Annotated in this window: 19 protein-coding genes; 13 read left to right on the forward strand and 6 right to left on the reverse strand. The window is 68.6% G+C overall.

Annotation, left to right across the window (positions count from 1 at the left end):
• Positions 1-34: 34 nt before the first annotated feature.
• Positions 35-346, reverse strand: coding sequence for an STAS domain-containing protein (locus QZ647_RS06135; RefSeq protein ID WP_291271315.1), 312 nt, complete (start codon positions 344-346; stop codon positions 35-37).
• A 187-nt stretch (positions 347-533) separates the two neighbouring features.
• On the opposite strand from QZ647_RS06135, the gene QZ647_RS06140 reads away from it, so the two are divergent.
• From QZ647_RS06140 to QZ647_RS06175, 8 genes are all read left to right on the forward strand, one after another.
• Positions 534-1,841, forward strand: a complete 1,308-nt coding sequence (locus QZ647_RS06140; protein WP_291271316.1) for an aldehyde dehydrogenase family protein — start codon at positions 534-536, stop codon at positions 1,839-1,841.
• A 22-nt stretch (positions 1,842-1,863) separates the two neighbouring features.
• The gene (locus tag QZ647_RS06145) at positions 1,864-2,226 is read left to right on the forward strand and encodes a hypothetical protein (protein WP_291271317.1); all 363 of its coding nucleotides are present in this window, start codon (positions 1,864-1,866) and stop codon (positions 2,224-2,226) included.
• The gene (gene pta / locus QZ647_RS06150) at positions 2,223-3,227 is read left to right on the forward strand and encodes a phosphate acetyltransferase (protein ID WP_291271318.1); all 1,005 of its coding nucleotides are present in this window, start codon (positions 2,223-2,225) and stop codon (positions 3,225-3,227) included. Before QZ647_RS06145 ends, pta begins: the two co-directional genes overlap by 4 nt.
• Positions 3,224-3,805, forward strand: a complete 582-nt coding sequence (locus QZ647_RS06155) for a phosphoribosylglycinamide formyltransferase (RefSeq protein ID WP_291271319.1) — start codon at positions 3,224-3,226, stop codon at positions 3,803-3,805. The genes pta and QZ647_RS06155 overlap by 4 nt, the downstream gene beginning before the upstream one ends.
• A gap of 83 nt (positions 3,806-3,888) precedes the next feature.
• Positions 3,889-5,283 (forward strand): NAD(P)H-hydrate dehydratase, encoded by a 1,395-nt coding sequence (locus tag QZ647_RS06160; RefSeq protein WP_291271320.1) that lies wholly within the window; start codon positions 3,889-3,891, stop codon positions 5,281-5,283.
• Entirely contained in the window at positions 5,276-5,710 is a 435-nt protein-coding gene (tsaE, locus tag QZ647_RS06165; RefSeq protein ID WP_291271321.1) for a tRNA (adenosine(37)-N6)-threonylcarbamoyltransferase complex ATPase subunit type 1 TsaE, read from the forward strand. Before QZ647_RS06160 ends, tsaE begins: the two co-directional genes overlap by 8 nt.
• A 7-nt stretch (positions 5,711-5,717) precedes the next feature.
• Complete coding sequence (gene rmuC, locus QZ647_RS06170) at positions 5,718-7,007, forward strand: DNA recombination protein RmuC (protein WP_291271322.1); 1,290 nt, start codon at positions 5,718-5,720, stop codon at positions 7,005-7,007.
• Between the two features lie 54 nt (positions 7,008-7,061).
• On the forward strand, positions 7,062-7,568 hold the full coding sequence (locus QZ647_RS06175; RefSeq protein WP_286353213.1) for an HNH endonuclease: 507 nt from the start codon (positions 7,062-7,064) through the stop codon (positions 7,566-7,568).
• 12 nt (positions 7,569-7,580) lie between these two features.
• On the opposite strand, the gene QZ647_RS06180 is transcribed toward QZ647_RS06175, so the two are convergent.
• A complete protein-coding gene (locus QZ647_RS06180) occupies positions 7,581-8,885 on the reverse strand; it encodes an anthranilate synthase component I family protein (protein ID WP_291271323.1) in 1,305 nt (434 codons plus the stop codon).
• Between the two features lie 148 nt (positions 8,886-9,033).
• Here QZ647_RS06180 and QZ647_RS06185 point away from each other — a divergent pair, with 148 nt between their 5' ends.
• From QZ647_RS06185 to QZ647_RS06195, 3 genes are all read left to right on the forward strand, one after another.
• Positions 9,034-10,506, forward strand: a complete 1,473-nt coding sequence (locus QZ647_RS06185) for a leucyl aminopeptidase (RefSeq protein WP_291271324.1) — start codon at positions 9,034-9,036, stop codon at positions 10,504-10,506.
• A gap of 147 nt (positions 10,507-10,653) precedes the next feature.
• Positions 10,654-10,950 (forward strand): HU family DNA-binding protein, encoded by a 297-nt coding sequence (locus QZ647_RS06190; protein WP_341849994.1) that lies wholly within the window; start codon positions 10,654-10,656, stop codon positions 10,948-10,950.
• Positions 10,951-10,978: 28 nt separating this feature from the next.
• Positions 10,979-11,716 (forward strand): CsgG/HfaB family protein, encoded by a 738-nt coding sequence (locus tag QZ647_RS06195; protein ID WP_291271325.1) that lies wholly within the window; start codon positions 10,979-10,981, stop codon positions 11,714-11,716.
• 11 nt (positions 11,717-11,727) lie between these two features.
• Here the strand turns inward: QZ647_RS06195 and QZ647_RS06200 are convergent, their stop codons facing one another.
• From QZ647_RS06200 to QZ647_RS06215, 4 genes are all read right to left on the reverse strand, one after another.
• The gene (locus tag QZ647_RS06200; protein WP_291271326.1) at positions 11,728-12,720 is read right to left on the reverse strand and encodes a hypothetical protein; all 993 of its coding nucleotides are present in this window, start codon (positions 12,718-12,720) and stop codon (positions 11,728-11,730) included.
• Positions 12,717-13,010: a 2Fe-2S iron-sulfur cluster-binding protein gene (locus tag QZ647_RS06205; RefSeq protein ID WP_291271327.1), complete on the reverse strand. Its 294-nt coding sequence runs from the start codon at positions 13,008-13,010 to the stop codon at positions 12,717-12,719. The genes QZ647_RS06200 and QZ647_RS06205 overlap by 4 nt, the downstream gene beginning before the upstream one ends.
• Positions 13,011-13,012: 2 nt before the next feature.
• On the reverse strand, positions 13,013-13,438 hold the full coding sequence (locus QZ647_RS06210) for a hypothetical protein (protein ID WP_291271328.1): 426 nt from the start codon (positions 13,436-13,438) through the stop codon (positions 13,013-13,015).
• 68 nt (positions 13,439-13,506) lie between these two features.
• Positions 13,507-13,956: a hypothetical protein gene (locus QZ647_RS06215; RefSeq protein WP_291271329.1), complete on the reverse strand. Its 450-nt coding sequence runs from the start codon at positions 13,954-13,956 to the stop codon at positions 13,507-13,509.
• Positions 13,957-14,012: 56 nt separating this feature from the next.
• Here QZ647_RS06215 and QZ647_RS06220 point away from each other — a divergent pair, with 56 nt between their 5' ends.
• Positions 14,013-14,480 carry a peptidylprolyl isomerase gene (locus QZ647_RS06220; RefSeq protein WP_291271330.1) on the forward strand — a complete coding sequence of 156 codons (468 nt, stop codon included), beginning with the start codon at positions 14,013-14,015 and terminating at the stop codon, positions 14,478-14,480.
• Between the two features lie 68 nt (positions 14,481-14,548).
• On the forward strand, positions 14,549-15,115 hold the full coding sequence (locus QZ647_RS06225) for a DNA-3-methyladenine glycosylase I (protein WP_291271331.1): 567 nt from the start codon (positions 14,549-14,551) through the stop codon (positions 15,113-15,115).
• Positions 15,116-15,157 lie beyond the last annotated feature (42 nt).

Here is a 15,157-nt window from a genome sequence, read left to right on the forward strand (position 1 = left end):
TCCGGGAGCGGGAACCCCATTCCCATGGCGGCCTTCATCCTTCCTGGATCTCGAAGAGCTTCCCGAACTGCACGATCTTGAGGATCTCCATCACCGCCGGGGAGGGTTTCCCCAGGACCACCCGGAGGCCCTTGCTGTCGGCCTTCTCGCGCAGCAGCAGCAGCATGCCCAGGGCGGAGGAATCCAGGTAGCTGAGGCCGGAGAGATCCAGGGTGATGGGCCCGGTCGCGGTCGCATCCAGCACCTCCTGGGTGGCGCTGCGGAACTGGGTGTGGGCTTCAAAGGTGAATTGGCCCTCGAGCCTCAACCGGGAAGCCTGGAGATCCTGGTGCAGCGTGAGACTCATGGGGATGTCCTTTGGGGGAGGCGGCCTCCCTTTTGTATCGTCAAGTGGATCTACAGGTTGATAATTCTGCACGAGAGGTGGATGTGACGCCCTTCAAGGACTTAATGAGTAATCTGGGAGGGCGTCCGGGGCGATTCTGAAGCCTCCAGGGAAAGGGTGGACCATGGCGGCGATGGCGTTGGAGGGCATGGTCGGAGCCGCCGAGCGGGCCTTTGAGGCCTGGAAGGACGCCTCCCGTCTGGAGCGGCGGCGCTTGCTGGAGGCTTGGCTGGATCAGGTGGGCCGGGTCCGGGAGGACCTGGCGCGCTTCATCACCGAGGAGACCGGCAAGCCCATCAGCCTGGCCCGGGGGGAAGTGGCGCGGGCCGAGGCCACGCTGAAGGCCACGGTGGAGGCCGCAGCCGCCTTCGGCGAGCAGGCCGTTCCCTACGATCTGATGGCGGGCGCAGAAGGTTGCCGCGCGGTCCTGCGGCGCTTCCCCGTGGGCCCGGTTCTGGCGATTACGCCGTTCAACTTCCCCGTGAACCTGGCGGTGCACAAGCTCGGCCCGGCCCTGGCGGTGGGCTGCAGCGCGATCTGGAAACCCTGCCCCCAGGCTCCGCAGACCTCGCGGCTGCTCTGGGAGGCCTTTGAAGCCGCACGGATCTCGGTGGCCGCCCCCGTGCATCTCCTGCAGCTGACCGGGCCCGATCCTGCCGCCGCAGAGGCCTTGGCCAAGGACCCCCGCATCGCCGCCGTGAGCTTCACGGGCTCGGAGCGCGTGGGACGGCATCTCGAGCAGGTGCTGGCCGGCAAGCGGCTGCTGCTCGAACTCGGCGGCAACGGCGCCGTGGTGGTGGATGAGGGCGTGGACGCCGCGGCCGTCGCCCGCCAGCTCGCCCCCGCCGCTGTGGCCGGGGCAGGGCAGAGCTGCTCCAAAGCCCAGCGGATCTATGTCCACCGGGGCATCTGGGAGGCCTTTGCGCCCGCCTTCGTGGCGGCCGTACAAGCCCTGCCCGTGGGCGATCCCATGGATTCCGCCACGATCGTCGGCCCGCTCATCGATGAGGCCACCGCCCGCCGGCTGGACGAGAGTCTGGACCGGGCAGCGTCCGCCGGTGCCCAGGTCCTCCTGCGAGGGCGCCGGGATGGCGCGCTGCTGCCCCCGGCGATCCTCGCCGGCCTGGGGGAATCGGATCCGCTCCAATGCGACGAGGTCTTCGCCCCCATCACGGTGCTCACCCTCGTGGCCAGCTTCGATGAAGGCCTGGATCGTGCTGCGGCCACCCGTTTCGGCCTGAGGGCCAGCGCCTACAGCCGCGACCAGCGGAACCTCCGCCGGGCCGCTTCCACGCTGAGGGCCGGCGGTGTCCTGCTGAACCTTCCGCCCACTTTCCGCCTGGACGCGGCGCCCTTCGGGGGCGTGCAGGCCAGCGGCAACGGCTTCGAAGGACCCTGGTGGGCGATGGAGGGCTTCACCGAAGGCCGTCTCATCGTCGAAGGCCCGGCCCTGTAAGAATCGAATCGGAGCCCTTCCCATGCCCCTGTCCATGCCCTTCCGTCCCGGCGACCTTGTGGTGGTGCTGCTCCAGTCCCCGCGGGAGCGGATCTGGGGACGGATCCTGGGGCTGGATGCCTCGGGCATCGCGCTGCGCGGCGTGGACCTCGTGCCCTGGGAGGAAGTACTGACCCTCGTGCGCCGGGGCGAGGCCGACCAGGTGGCCCTGGGCACCCGCTTCATTCCCATGCACCGCGTGGAGACCTTGTACCTGGATGAACCCAGCTCGGGTGCCCCCAGCCTGGCGGACACCTTCCGCGAGCGCACCGGTCAGGATCCCCACGATTTCCTCGCCGACCCCCCTTCGCCAAAACCCTCGTCCCGCCATCGGAGGAATCCATGACCCACGCCAACCACACCCGCTGGATGGAGCGTTTCCGCGCCCGCGCCAAGGAATTGCAGCGCCACATCGTCCTGCCGGAGGGCCGGGATGACCGGACGCTCCAGGCGGCCCAGCTCCTGCTGGATCAGAGCCTCTGCCGCCTGACCCTGCTCGGCGATCCGGCCGATATGGCCAAGCGGGGGGCGGCCCTGGGCCTCGCGCTGAAGGGGGCCGAGATGGTGGATCCCTCGGCGAGTCCGCTGCTTCCGGAGTTGGCCGGGGCCTACTACGAGCGCCGCAAGGCCAAGGGCATCACCGAGGCCCAGGCGCTGGAAGCGATGCACAACCCTCTTTGGTTCGGTTCCATGCTGGTGCAGGCGGGCCATTGCGACGGCATGGTGGCCGGGGCCCTGAACACCACCGCCGAGACCGTGCGGGCCTGCCTCCAGGCCATCGGTGCCGCGAAGGGCATCAAGACCGTCTCCAGCTTCTTCATGATGATCCACCCCGATGCCGCCTTCGGCGAGCAGGGCGCCATGATCTTCGCGGATTGCGCGGTGGTGCCGGATCCCACGCCCGAGCAGCTGGCCGACATCGCCATCGCCTCGGCGGAGAACGCCCGCCGGGTGATGGGCGTGGAGCCCCGCGTGGCGCTGCTGAGCTTCTCCACCCGCGGCTCCGCTGAACACCCCTGCGTGGACAAGGTCCGCGCCGCCCTGGCCATCCTGAAGGAGAAGGCGCCGGATCTCGCCGTGGACGGCGAACTGCAGGCGGATGCCGCCCTGGTGGCTTCCGTGGGCCAGCGCAAGGCGCCGGGTTCCGTGGTGGCGGGCAAAGCCAATGTGCTGGTCTTCCCCAACCTGGATGCCGGCAACATCTCGTACAAGATCACGGAACGCCTGGGCGGCGCCGTGGCGTTGGGCCCGCTGCTCCAGGGGCTGGCCCGGCCGGCCAATGATCTGAGCCGGGGCTGCAGCGCCCAGGACATCGCGGATGTGGCGGTGCTCACGGCGCTTCAGTGAAGCGGCTGGCCTTCTTCATCTCCGGCACGGGCGGCAATGCCCTGAATCTTCTCAGGGCCTGCCGCGAGGGCCGGGTCCCGGGTCTTCCCGTGCTGGGGCTCGCCTCCACGGCCAAGGCCGGGGGACTGGCGCGCCTGGGGGCCGAGGGGTTGCCCACGGCGGTCGTCACTCGGAAGGATTTCGAGTCGGATGACGCCTTTTCCGAAGCCTGCTACCAGGCCGCCGAAGCGGCAGGGGCCGAGATCATCTGCCTCTGCGGCTGGCTGAAGAAGCTGACCGTACCCACCCGCTGGGCGGGCCGCATCCTGAACATCCACCCGGGGCTGCTGCCTAACTACGGCGGCCCGGGCATGTACGGTATGCATGTCCACCGAGCCGTGCTGGCAGCGGGGGAGGCCGAATCCGGCGCCACGGTGCACCTGGTGGACTCGGAATACGACCATGGGCGCATCCTCGCCCAGCTGCGGGTGCCGGTCCTGGCCGGAGAGATGCCGGAGGATCTGCAGAAGCGGGTGTACGCGGCGGAGATGGAGCTGTTCCCGAGGGCCCTGGCGGCATATCTCGCCGAACGGGATTAGACTTTCGCCATGAGCATGAAGCAGGAGCGGACTGCCACCTTGGCGAAGCCGAAGCCCGGAGGGCACGGCCTTGGAGGTGCCGCGTGATTCCCCTCCTCACCGCCGACGAGATGCGGGCCGCGGAGCGCCAGGCCATCGAGGGCTGGGGCATGCCGTCACTGGTTCTGCAGGAGCACGCCGCCCTGGGAGCCCTGGCGCTGATCCCGCCCGGCGAGCCGATCCAGGTGCTGGCGGGACCTGGCAACAACGGCGGTGACGCCTTGGCGTTGGCCCGCCTGGCCAGGCTCCAGGGGCGCGAGGTCACGGTGTGGTCTCCCTTCACCCAGCCCGAATGGCGCGGGGATGCGGCCCACCAGGCCCGGCTCTGGAAGGGCCTCGGGGGAGACATCCAGGGGGCGACCGGGCCGGGCGAAGTCATGCGGACCTGGCGCGGCTGGGTGGTGGACGGCCTCTTCGGCCTGGGCACCACCCGCCCGCTGGACGGCCCGGCCGCGGTCTGGGTGAGGGCCCTGAACGGCAGCGGCCTCCCGGTGCTGGCCCTGGACCTGCCCTCGGGCCTGGATCCCAGTGCCGCCGAAATTCCCGGGGAAGCGGTGCGAGCCGCGCGGACGGCGTGTTTCGGAGCCCTCAAGGTCTGCCACGGCCTGCTTCCGGCGAAGGAATATTGCGGCAGGATCTCGGTGATCCCCATCCCCCTGGACCGCGCTCCGGTAGCCGCGATGCAGCTGCTGGAACGGCCGATCCTCCCCCCCCGGGCCTGGAATGCCCACAAGGGGAGCTTCGGGCATGTGGTCATCCGGGCGGGCAGCCTGGGCATGAGCGGGGCCGCGGTGCTGGCGGCCCTGGGCGCCCTGCGCGTGGGCGTGGGCCTGGTGACGGTGCTGGCGGAGCCAGAGGTCCGTGCCGAGATCGCTGCCCAAGTCCCTGAAGCCATGGTGCATCCCTGGCGCGGGACCGTTCCCCCGGAGGCCGATGTGCTCCTGGTGGGTCCCGGGGGCATCGCCCAGGTGCCGGATTGGGACGGTCCGCTGGTGGTGGATGCCTCGGCCCTGAAGGAAGGGGAAGGGAAACGCTGGATGGAGCGACCCGGCACGGCCATCACGCCCCATCCCGGTGAATTCGCCCGGCTCTTCCGGCTCTCGCGCCCACTCCTGATGGACGAGCGCCTGGCTCAGGCCCGGTTGGTGGCGGCGGGCAAGCCCGGCGTTCTGGTCCTCAAGGGGGCCCAGACCGTGATCGCCGGAGGCGCCCGGGGCGACCTGTGGATCAATCCCACGGGCCATCCGGGCATGGCGACGGGCGGCAGCGGCGATCTGCTGGCGGGCATGGTGGCCGGCTTCCGCGCCCAGGGTCTGCCCATGCGCGAGGCCGCGGCCGCGGCCACCTGGTTCCACGGCGCCACCGGGGATCAGCTCCCGGGCGCAGGGCTGCTCCCCCGGGATCTGGCGGCGCTGCTTCCGGAGCTGTTGCGTGCCTGAGTCCTTTCTGGCCGATGATGGGGCCACGGAGGCCCTGGGCGAAGCCCTGGCCCGGGTCACGCCGGCGGGCGGGACCTGGCTGCTACGGGGTGAATTGGGTGCCGGCAAGACCACCTGGACCCGGGGTTTCCTGCGGGGCCTGGGGGGGGATCCGGATGAAGTGGCCTCGCCCACCTATGCCGTGCTCCACCGCTACGATCACCCGGGGGGGCGGGTCTTTCACCTGGATCTGTACCGTCCCGGTCCCGGAGGTGCTTGGTCCCTGGGTCTTGATGAGATCCTGGAGGCCGCGGACCGTCTCGTGGTGGAGTGGGCCGGCACGGATGGTCCCTGGCCCACGGACTGGGTGGCCGAGCTGCGGCTGTCCCAGGAAGGTGAGGGGCGCCGGGCGGAATGGACACTCCCTGTCGCGCACGGCGGACGATGATGGGGGCATGGACCTCCCGCTGATCGTCTCCCTCCTCGCCTGTTCCGTCGCGGCCTTGGCGGTCTGGGCGGCCCTTCGCCGGCCCCCCTTGGAGGCCGCGCCATTCGAGGCTCTGCGCCGCCACGCGGAGGAGCTGGCCTCGCGGGATCGGGGCGAGGCCCGGCAGGCCCTGGCCACGCAGATTCAGCCCGTCTTTTCGGAGCTCGGCCAGCTGCGGACTGCCCAGGCCGAAAAGCTGGGCGAGGGCTTTCGCCAGCTCACGGCCGCCGTCCAGGAGGCGCTGAGGGCCTCCCGCGCGGAGCAGGCCGCTCAGCTCGGCCTGGTCCAACAGCAGGTGCAGCAGCGGCTGGATGCCATCCAGACCTCGAACGAGGCCAAGCTCGAACAGATCCGCCGCACGGTGGACGAACAGCTCCACGAAGCCCTGGAGAAGCGCCTCGGCGAGAGCTTCAACCTCGTGGCCCAGCGCCTGGAGCAGGTGCAGAAGGGGTTGGGCGAGATGCAATCCCTGGCCCAGGATGTGGGCGGGTTGAAGCGGGCGCTCACCAATGTGAAGACCCGGGGTGTGCTCGGCGAGGCCCAGCTGGGTGCGCTGCTGGAGCAGTTCCTGTCTGCGGGGCAGTATGCGGCGAATGTGAAGGTGAAGCCCCGTTCCGCCGAGGTGGTGGAGTTCGCGGTGAAGCTGCCGGGAGCCGAGGAGGGGGGCAGTGTCTGGCTTCCCATCGATGCCAAGTTCCCCCTGGAGGACTACCAGCGGCTCATGGAGGCCTATGAGGCCGGGGATCTGGCCGCCGTGGAGGCCGCGGGCCGGGCGCTGGAGAACCGCCTGCTCTCCCAGGCGCGGGACATCCGCGACAAGTACATCGCGCCGCCCTACAGCACGGATTTCGCGCTGCTCTTCCTGCCTTTCGAGGGGCTCTATGCGGAGGCGCTGCGGCGGCCGGGGCTGTTCGGTCGGCTCCAGCGGGAATGCAAAGTCACCTTCGTGGGCCCCACCACGCTCACGGCCTTCCTCAACAGCCTCCAGGTGGGGTTCAAGACCTTGGCCATCAGCCGGCAGAGCAGCGAGGTCTGGCGGGTGCTGGGCCATGTGAAGGCCGAGTTCGGACGGTTTGGGACGGCCCTGGCGGCGGTCCAGGACCGGCTGGATGACGCCAGCAAGCGGCTGGGGGAGGTCTCGAAGCGGAAGGACCTCATGGAAAAGCGGTTGGCGGGGGTGGAGGCGGCTCCGGAGGTTCCGGCGGACGCACAGGCCGAGGGCGCGCCAGTGCTGGCGATGCCGAGCGGGAGCGAATAATTCACTTCCCAAATCGCAGGAATGCCTTAGGATTCGGGCCAATCCGGGGGTGTGATGCTGAAGGGAGGGGGTCGTCACGGAGCCGGCGAGGTCATCGCCGTGGACCGGAACTATGTCCCCATGCAGGAAGTAAGCCGCCGTCGCGCCCTCTGTGCCGTGGTGGCCGGCCGGGCCCATGTGCTGAATCCCGCCACCTTCGAGCGGCACGGCAACCTGGAGGGTCGCCTGGAATTGATCATCTTCCCCCACGCCCAGGCCTGCAGCGACTCCAAGCTGCTGCTGGGCCGTTTGGAGCGGCGGGTGCTGCGCCGGGACCACTACCTCTGCCAGTACGAGGGCTGCCAGCGGAAGGCCACCACGGTGGATCATGTGGTGCCTCTGTGCCAGGGCGGCTCGACCACCTGGCAGAACCTCGTGGGATGCTGCCTGTCGTGCAATCAGAGCAAGGGCGGACGGACGCCCGAGCAGGCCGGCATGATCCTCAAGCGCCAGCCCAAAGGGCCCCGGGCCCACCTCTTCGAGCGCTTCGAGGAGCTGCTGAAGCGGGCCAGCGCGGCCTGATCCATTCCCCGTTCAGCCCAGGAGGGCACGGGTCTTGAGGAAGAGCTCCGCCCACTCCCGGGTGGCCTCGCTGCGGCGCGTGATCCCGCCGCCGGTCCAGTAGGTCAGGCGTCCTTCGGCGATCTGGGCGGTGCGGATGGGCAGGGCCAGGTCCAAGTCGCCGCGGGGCCCGATCCACCCCAGGGCCCCGCAGTAGAACCCTCGAGGGGCGGCCTCGGCCTGGGCCAGGTGGGTGCAGACCGCGTGTTTTGGTGCCCCGGTGACGCTGCCGCCCGGCAGGACGCTGCGGAGGAGGGCCGCCAGACCCAGGCCGGGACGGGCCTGGGCTTCGACGGTGCTCACCAGGTGCTGAACCGTGGGGTAGGGCTCCACGGCCATGGGGCGGCTCACGGCGACGGAGCCTGTCCGGGCCACGCGGCCCAGGTCGTTGCGGACGAGGTCCACGATCATGGTGTGCTCGGCCCGCTCCTTGGGGTCGGCGGCCAGGGCCACGGCGGCTCGGCAGTCGGCCTCGGCCTCGCCCGTGAGTGGGACGCTGCCCTTGATGGGCTGCGACCAGAGGCGGTCTTCCCGGCGGGTCAGGAGGCGCTCCATGCTCAGGCAGAGCAGGTGGCGGCCGCCCAGGTCCAGCAGGGCCCCGAACGGGGGGCGGGCTCGGAGGAAGGCCGATTGGGCGAACGCCTTGGGCGAGCCCGGGAAGAGTCCTTCGAAGGGGACGCAGAGGTTGGCCACATAGAAATCCCCCGCCAGGATGCGCTCCCGGATCCGTTCCACCGCGGCCCGGTGGGTGACCTCTTCCCAGCGGGGCTGAAGGTCCAGAATGGGGGCGGCCATCACCGCGGTCCTTTCCCCGGTGGTCCCCAGGCGGTGTCGCCAGAGGTCCGGGTCTGGGGGTCCCTCCTCCCAGGACCAGAGTTCCACCTGGTCCTCCTGAAGGTGCAGGGCCTGTCGAAGCGCCGTCCAATGCTGGCCCAGGGTGCCGGGAGGCAGTCCCTGGCGGGGCAGGCCGGCCTCATCGCAGGCGAGTTCGTAGGTGGCGGCGCCGACCCAGGGGCCCGGGCTCTCTGGAAGGGCGGATTCCAGGGCCTGCCAAGGGGAACCATGGAGGATCAACTTCCCGAGGCGGGTCTCCCAGGCCCTACCCGTCCAGCGGGAGGTGAGGACGGGGCCTCCGGGGAGGCCCAGGAGCCCCTCGCCGGTCCGCCCATCCTGGAGCCAGGGCGCGCCCTGGGCGAGCAGCGCCCCGGTGCAGGCCGGCCAGGGGCCGGGGAGGGGGAAGGGCAGACGATGCCTAGGGGAGAGGTCCATCCGGGACATCATCCCATCAGAATCTGGAACTTGCTCCATTGGCTAGCGTTGAAAAAGAGTTCGCTAACAAATTGCCAAACGGTGACAAATAATGACCGAAAACGACCTTTTCTTTTTTTTGGGTTCGGCCTAGTCTCTTGGACCAGGAGGAACTTCCATGTCTTCAGTGGATATCAGTTCTCAAACCGGCAAGGACTTCGCGGGAGACGCGCTGATCGTTCCGGTGTTCTCCGGGCGTGAGCGACATCGGCTGCCTCTCGCCATCAGCAAGGTCGCACGGCAAGTGATGGATGAGGAGGATTTCAAGGCGGACTATCTTGAAGTTGTGCCGCTGCATCATCCCAATGGCGTGAAGGAAAGCCGCTGGATGGTTCTGGTGGGGCTTGGCGACGAAGAGAAGGTGACACTCAACAAGATCCGCAAAGCCGTGGGTACGGCCGCCCGTTTCTGCCTCAAGAAAAAGTGGAAGAAGATCGGCGTGCTCTCGCCCTCCACCTCCACGCTGGACCACGATGCCGTGCAGGTGTCCGTCGCCGAGGGCGCCCTTCTGGCCAACTACGATTTCGTGGTGTTCAAGGGCGGCAAGCCGGAGGCGAAACAGTTTTCGTCCATCGAGATCTTTACCAATGGGGATGACACCCGCAAGGCCCGCCGCAAGCTGCCCATGATCGAGGCCGGGGTGGTGGCCTGCCATCGGGTGCGCGACCTGGCCAACACCCCTGCGGGCGATCTCTATCCTGAGGTTTTCGCGGAAACGGCTTCGAAACTGGCCAAGCAGCACAAGCTCCACTGCGAAGTGATGGATGTGCCGGCCCTCGAAAAGGGCGGCTTCCGTTCCGTGTTGGCGGTCGGCCAGGGCAGTGCCCGGCCTCCGCGGGTGGTGAAGCTCGAATACAAGCCGAAGGAGAAGCCGAAGAAGCATGTGGTGTTGGTGGGCAAGGGTGTCTGTTTCGATTCGGGCGGCCTGTCCCTCAAAGACGCCTCGGGCATGGAGACGATGAAGGACGACATGACCGGCGCGGCCATCGTGCTGGCCACCCTCGTGGCCTGCGCGCAGCTGGAGGTTCCGGTGCAGGTCACGGGCCTGTTGGGCCTGGTGGAGAACATGCCCTCCGGCACCAGCTACAAACCCGGCGATGTCCTCCGCAGCCGCAGCGGCAAGACCATTGAAGTGCTCAACACCGATGCGGAGGGCCGGCTGGTGTTGGCGGACCTCCTCCACTACGCGGGCGAGCTGGGCGCGGACCATGTGGTGGACTTGGCCACCCTCACGGGCGCGGCGCTCATCGCCATGGGCGATGGGGTCTCGGCCGTCATGGGCACCGACCAGAAGCTGGTGGACCACCTCATGGATGCGGGCGGGGCCGTGGGCGAGCACCTCTGGCAGCTCCCCCTGGTCGAGGAATACGCCGAGCTGCTCAAGAGCCCCCTGGCCGACCTGAAGAACATCACGGGCATCCGCTGGGGCGGCACCATCACGGCCGGCCTCTTCCTGCGCGAGTTCGTGGGGCAGGCCTCCTGGGCCCATGTGGACCTCTCCGGCGGCTGGTCGGGCAAGGAGCGGGACTACCGTACCCACGGCGCCAGCGGGGAGGGCCCGCGGTTCCTCCTGGAATGGCTCATGGCTTGAGTACCCCCTCCGGGTCGTTTGAAAAGGGGGCTTCGGCCCCCTTTTTTTCAAATGGATGGAGATGTCCCTCTTGACCGCAGGCCACAGATGGGGATTTATTGAGGACTGCCTTCAATCCACCTGAGCCCACACACCCCCGGAGTTCCCATGGAAGCGATGGAGACCCTCACCAAGGCCGACCTGTCCCGACATCTGATGGAGCGCCTGGAGCTTGGAAAGAAGGACGCCGACCTCCTGGTGAACACCTTCCTGGAGAGCATCATCGAATCTCTCAAGACAGGTGAGGGTGTGGAACTGCGCGGGTTCGGCAGCTTCCGGCTGCGGGATCGCCGGGCCCGTCAAGGGCGCAACCCCCGCAGTGGCGAGAGCATCCAGGTGCCGCCCAAGCGCGTGGTCTATTTCAAGCTGGGCAAGGAACTTCGCAGCAAGCTGATCGACGATTAGTCGCCTCAACCTCTTTCCTGGAGTCCCCATGCGTTTCCGCAAGCTGCTCCTCGCCCTTCTGGCCGTCGCCGCTGTCGCGACACCTGCTTTCGCCCAGAAGAAGCTCTCCAAAGAAGACAAGGCCAAGCTCCCCCGCATCGCCATCCTTGAGTTCAAGGCCGCGCCCGACGCCTGGCACGGCTGGCGCTTCGGTGGCTGGGGCAATCAGATGAGCACCATCTCCAACCAGCTCCGCGACCTCTTCACCACGGAGATCATGGAGAAGGGCAAGAACAAGATCCGCGTCATCGAGCGCGAGCGACTGTCCGAGATCCGCGAGGAGCTGAACTTCCAGCAGAGCGGCGAAGTGGATACCGCCACCGTCCAGAAGATCGGCAAGCTGCTGGGCGTGAAGTATGTGATGACGGGCAAGATCACCCGCTTCGCATACAAGGAGGGCGGTTTCGGCACGGGCTGGGGCGTGGGCGCCCTGGTGAGCAAGGTCACGGGCGATGGCCTGGCCGGGGCCGTGGCGGGCAGCGTGAATGTCAAGAAGGCCTCCTTCACGGGCCGCCTGGACATCCGCCTCATCGAGGTGGAGACCGGCGAGATCCTGGGCGCCTGGAAGGACGAGGACAAGATTTCCGACACCAGCGTGAAAGTGGCCGGCACCGGCGCCGAGGTGCAGTACGACGAGGAACTCGTGAACAAGGTGTTCGAGCCCATCGTGCAGCGCATCACGCCGAAGCTCCTGCGCGCCACCGTGGCGGCCCACGAAGAAGAGTAGGAAATCCCGGCTCAGGGAATCGGACGGGGCCCTTCGGGGCCCCTTTCCGGTTCAAGGGGAAGCCATTCGGAGACGGCCTGCCGGATGGCGCCCGCGTAGGCGGGGCCCATCACCTCGGCGCAATGCAGGTGCCAGGTCGGCACTTCGATCACCCGCCCTGAGGCGAACCGCGCGGCCAGGGTCCGTTGGATGTCCGGCGGGGCCAGACGGTCCTGGGTGGCCAGGAAGCACAGGCTCGGAGTGGTGAAGCGCAGGCCCTGGGTCCGGCGCAGCAGGTCCGTCTCGGAAGGCTCGTAGCCGCCCATGCGCCCGGCCCCGGCGCTGGCCAGGGCTCCGATGGGTGGGGCGAGGAGGTGCCACCAGCGATCCTCCGGACCCCTCACGAGGCGCTCGGCGAAGCTCCGGCTGCTGGCGGGGGCGCCCTCCCAGATAAGGCCCGCCAGAGGGCCCCGGCCTTCCCCCTCCAGGTCGGCCAGCGCCAGCAGGCCCACGGAGGCTCCGAGGCTGCGACCCAACAGGAGGATCTTGCACCGGGGGGTTCCCATGGCCTCGAGGCGATGGACGATGCGCACCACATCCCGGGATTCGGCCACGCCGAAGGTGACGGCCGGCGCGGACCCGCCGGCCCGCAGGGCATCATCCCGGCGCCGGTAGGTGAAGATGGCGGCATCGAGGCCCGGGAACCACTTCAGGGCGGGGCTCGTGCCCCAGCGGTCATCCCCGAAGCCATGAAGCAGGAGGACCACCCCCCGGGAGGGTTCCCGGCGGCGGAGGCGCCAGAGCTGCAGGCCATCGACCTCCTGGGCCGACCAGACGCCGCCCGGGTCGCCGTCGCCGCCTGCCGCGAGCTCGCGGTAGGTGGCCTCGACCCGGGCCAGGGGCTGGGGGCGGTAGAAGGGCGGATCCACCAGTTCCCGCGCGACCTTCCAAGATTTCCACGCGACGAAGCCCCCCACCGCCAAGAGGGGGAGGGCTGCAAGGCCGAGCCAGGCCGACCGTCTCACCAGTAGCCCGTCGTGATCAGAAGGGTCTCGGCCGCGTTCAGGGCCCGGCACTGGCAGCTGAGCCGCTGATCAGGCGCGGCGTGGTTCCGGCTCAGCACCCGGGCTTCGTGGGTGCGGATCGGGCTGAGCTGCTCGCCCCCCTGCAGCACGGTGACCAGGCACCTGGCGCATGCTCCGCGGCCTGAGCAGGCCGAGGCCACGGGCAGGCCCGCGGACAGGCAGCGATCCATCAGGGTTCCCCGCCCACCGATGATGCGGTCTGCCCGGCGGGTGCGGGCCACCAGCGGCATCGCTACTTGACGAGGGTGGCCGAGACCCCAGGAAGCCCCTCGGCGGTGGGCAGGGGGTCCGGCTTGCCGTAGAGCACCGATTCCAGCTTCTGGGTGAGGGTGACCTGATAGATGCCCTTGTCGGCGCCCATGTCCAGTTCACCCTGGTCCGGGCTGAAGGTCTCGCGCTGGCTGGTGAGGAAGAAGCGATGCTTGCCCGGCGTCAGCCCCTTCACGACCAGGCTCTTCGCGCCCTTGGGCAGCTGCTGGACGGGAATGCGGGCCCCGTCGAGGCTCAGTTCCACCGGGCCCCGCACCGCGCGGGTGAAGCGGAACACAGCCGTCCCGGAGGGAATGGGCGAGCTGGGCGTCAGGGGCACCTTGCGGCAGCCCACGAAGGAGGCGACCCCCAGCAGGACCAGGGTGGGAACGATGGCGTGGAACTTCATGAAGCCTCCGGGACCTTGATGATATGCGATGAGGGGGCGGGAGGTCTCGCGGACCGCCATCCACCGGCTCAGGGCAGGACGACCCAGAGCAAACCCTTCCAGAGCGCGTGCTTCGGCTGCCGGCCAACCACGCCCGTGAGGGGGCCGGCACAGATGATTTCGACACGACCGCCGGAGCGATCCTCCAGGACGCGGAACCGGATCCGCGTCTTCCCGGTGGCCGCCCAGGTATCCGGGTAACCCCCCGGCGCCTGGCGGAGGATCTGGAGCCTCTGGAGGGTGCCGTCCTTCTTGAGGGCGAGCTCAAAATCGAAGGCTCTGTCCGGCTCCGGTGGGACGAGGCGCCCGGTCAGCCGCACCAGGTCCGGAAGGGTCGTCACCGTGCTGGGTTCGAATCGGTGGACGAGGCCGTCCAGGGCGATCTCGCCGCCTCCCTGGACGATCTCTTCCAGACCCGGGGTCTGGGCCCACAGGGGCAGGGCGAGGACGAGGGCGGGCAGGGCGCGCAGGAAGTTCATGCTGACTCCAGGGGGTGGGGCCTCTATTCTGGAGGATTGAACCTGAGAGGTGAACCATGACCCGTGTGCTCTTCCAGACCGACAAGGGCGACATCAACCTGGAACTCTTCCCGAAGGAGGCCCCGGGCACCGTGGCCAACTTCGTGAAGCTCATCGAAGCCGGCTTCTACGACGGGCTGGCTTTCCACCGCGTGATCCCCGACTTCGTCATCCAGGGCGGCTGCCCCAACACCAAGCCCGGCGCCTCGGGCATGCCCGGCACCGGCGGCCCCGGCTGGAAGATCAAGTGCGAGACCGCCGGCAACCCCCACCAGCACAAGCTGGGCGCCGTCTCCATGGCCCATGCGGGCAAGGACACCGGCGGCAGCCAGTTCTTCGTGGTGAACGGCGACCGCCGCAATGTGGCCCATCTCGATGGCGTCCACACGGTCTTCGGCCAGTGCGTCTCGGAGGCCGACATCAAGGTGGTGCAGGCGATCAAGGCCAATGACCGCATCGTGAAGGCGACGGTGGTGGAGGCTTAAGCCTCCTGTCGGTTCATCCGAAAACAGGGCGGCGCTGCCGCCCTGTTTTCGTAGAGAGGGGGGAGGACATGGACGGGAAGATTCGCTGCGGCTGGTGTGGGACGGATCCGCTCTATGTGGCCTACCACGACGAGGAATGGGGCGTCCCCCAGCATGACGACCGGCGGTTGTTCGAGAAGCTGGTGCTGGAAGGGGCCCAGGCGGGCCTGAGCTGGATCACCGTGCTCCGCAAGCGCGAAGCCTACCGGAAGGCCTTCCACGGGTTCGATCCCGCGAAGGTCGCAGCCATGACCGACACAGAGCTGGAGGCGGTCCTCCAGGACCCGGGCATCGTGCGGAACCGGCTGAAGGTCTTCTCGGCCCGGAAGAATGCCCTGGCCTACCTGGCTGTGCAGCGGGAATTCGGCAGCTTCGACGCCTTTCTCTGGGCCTTCGTGGGGGGGAAGACGAAGGTCAACCGGCCGAAGACCCTGGCGGAAGTCCCCGCCGTGACGCCCGAGGCCGAGGCCCTCAGCAAGGCCCTCAAGAAGCGCGGCTTCACCTTCGTGGGGCCCACGATCATGTACGCCTACATGCAGTCGCTGGGGCTGGTCGATGACCATCTGGCCACCTGCTGGAAGCGGCAAAGAGCCTGACTCGCGGAGCAGGGCGGGGGCCGGTAGACTGGAAGGCTCGGA

This window comes from Geothrix sp., from assembly GCF_020622065.1.
Classification (GTDB): Bacteria; Acidobacteriota; Holophagae; order Holophagales; family Holophagaceae; genus Geothrix.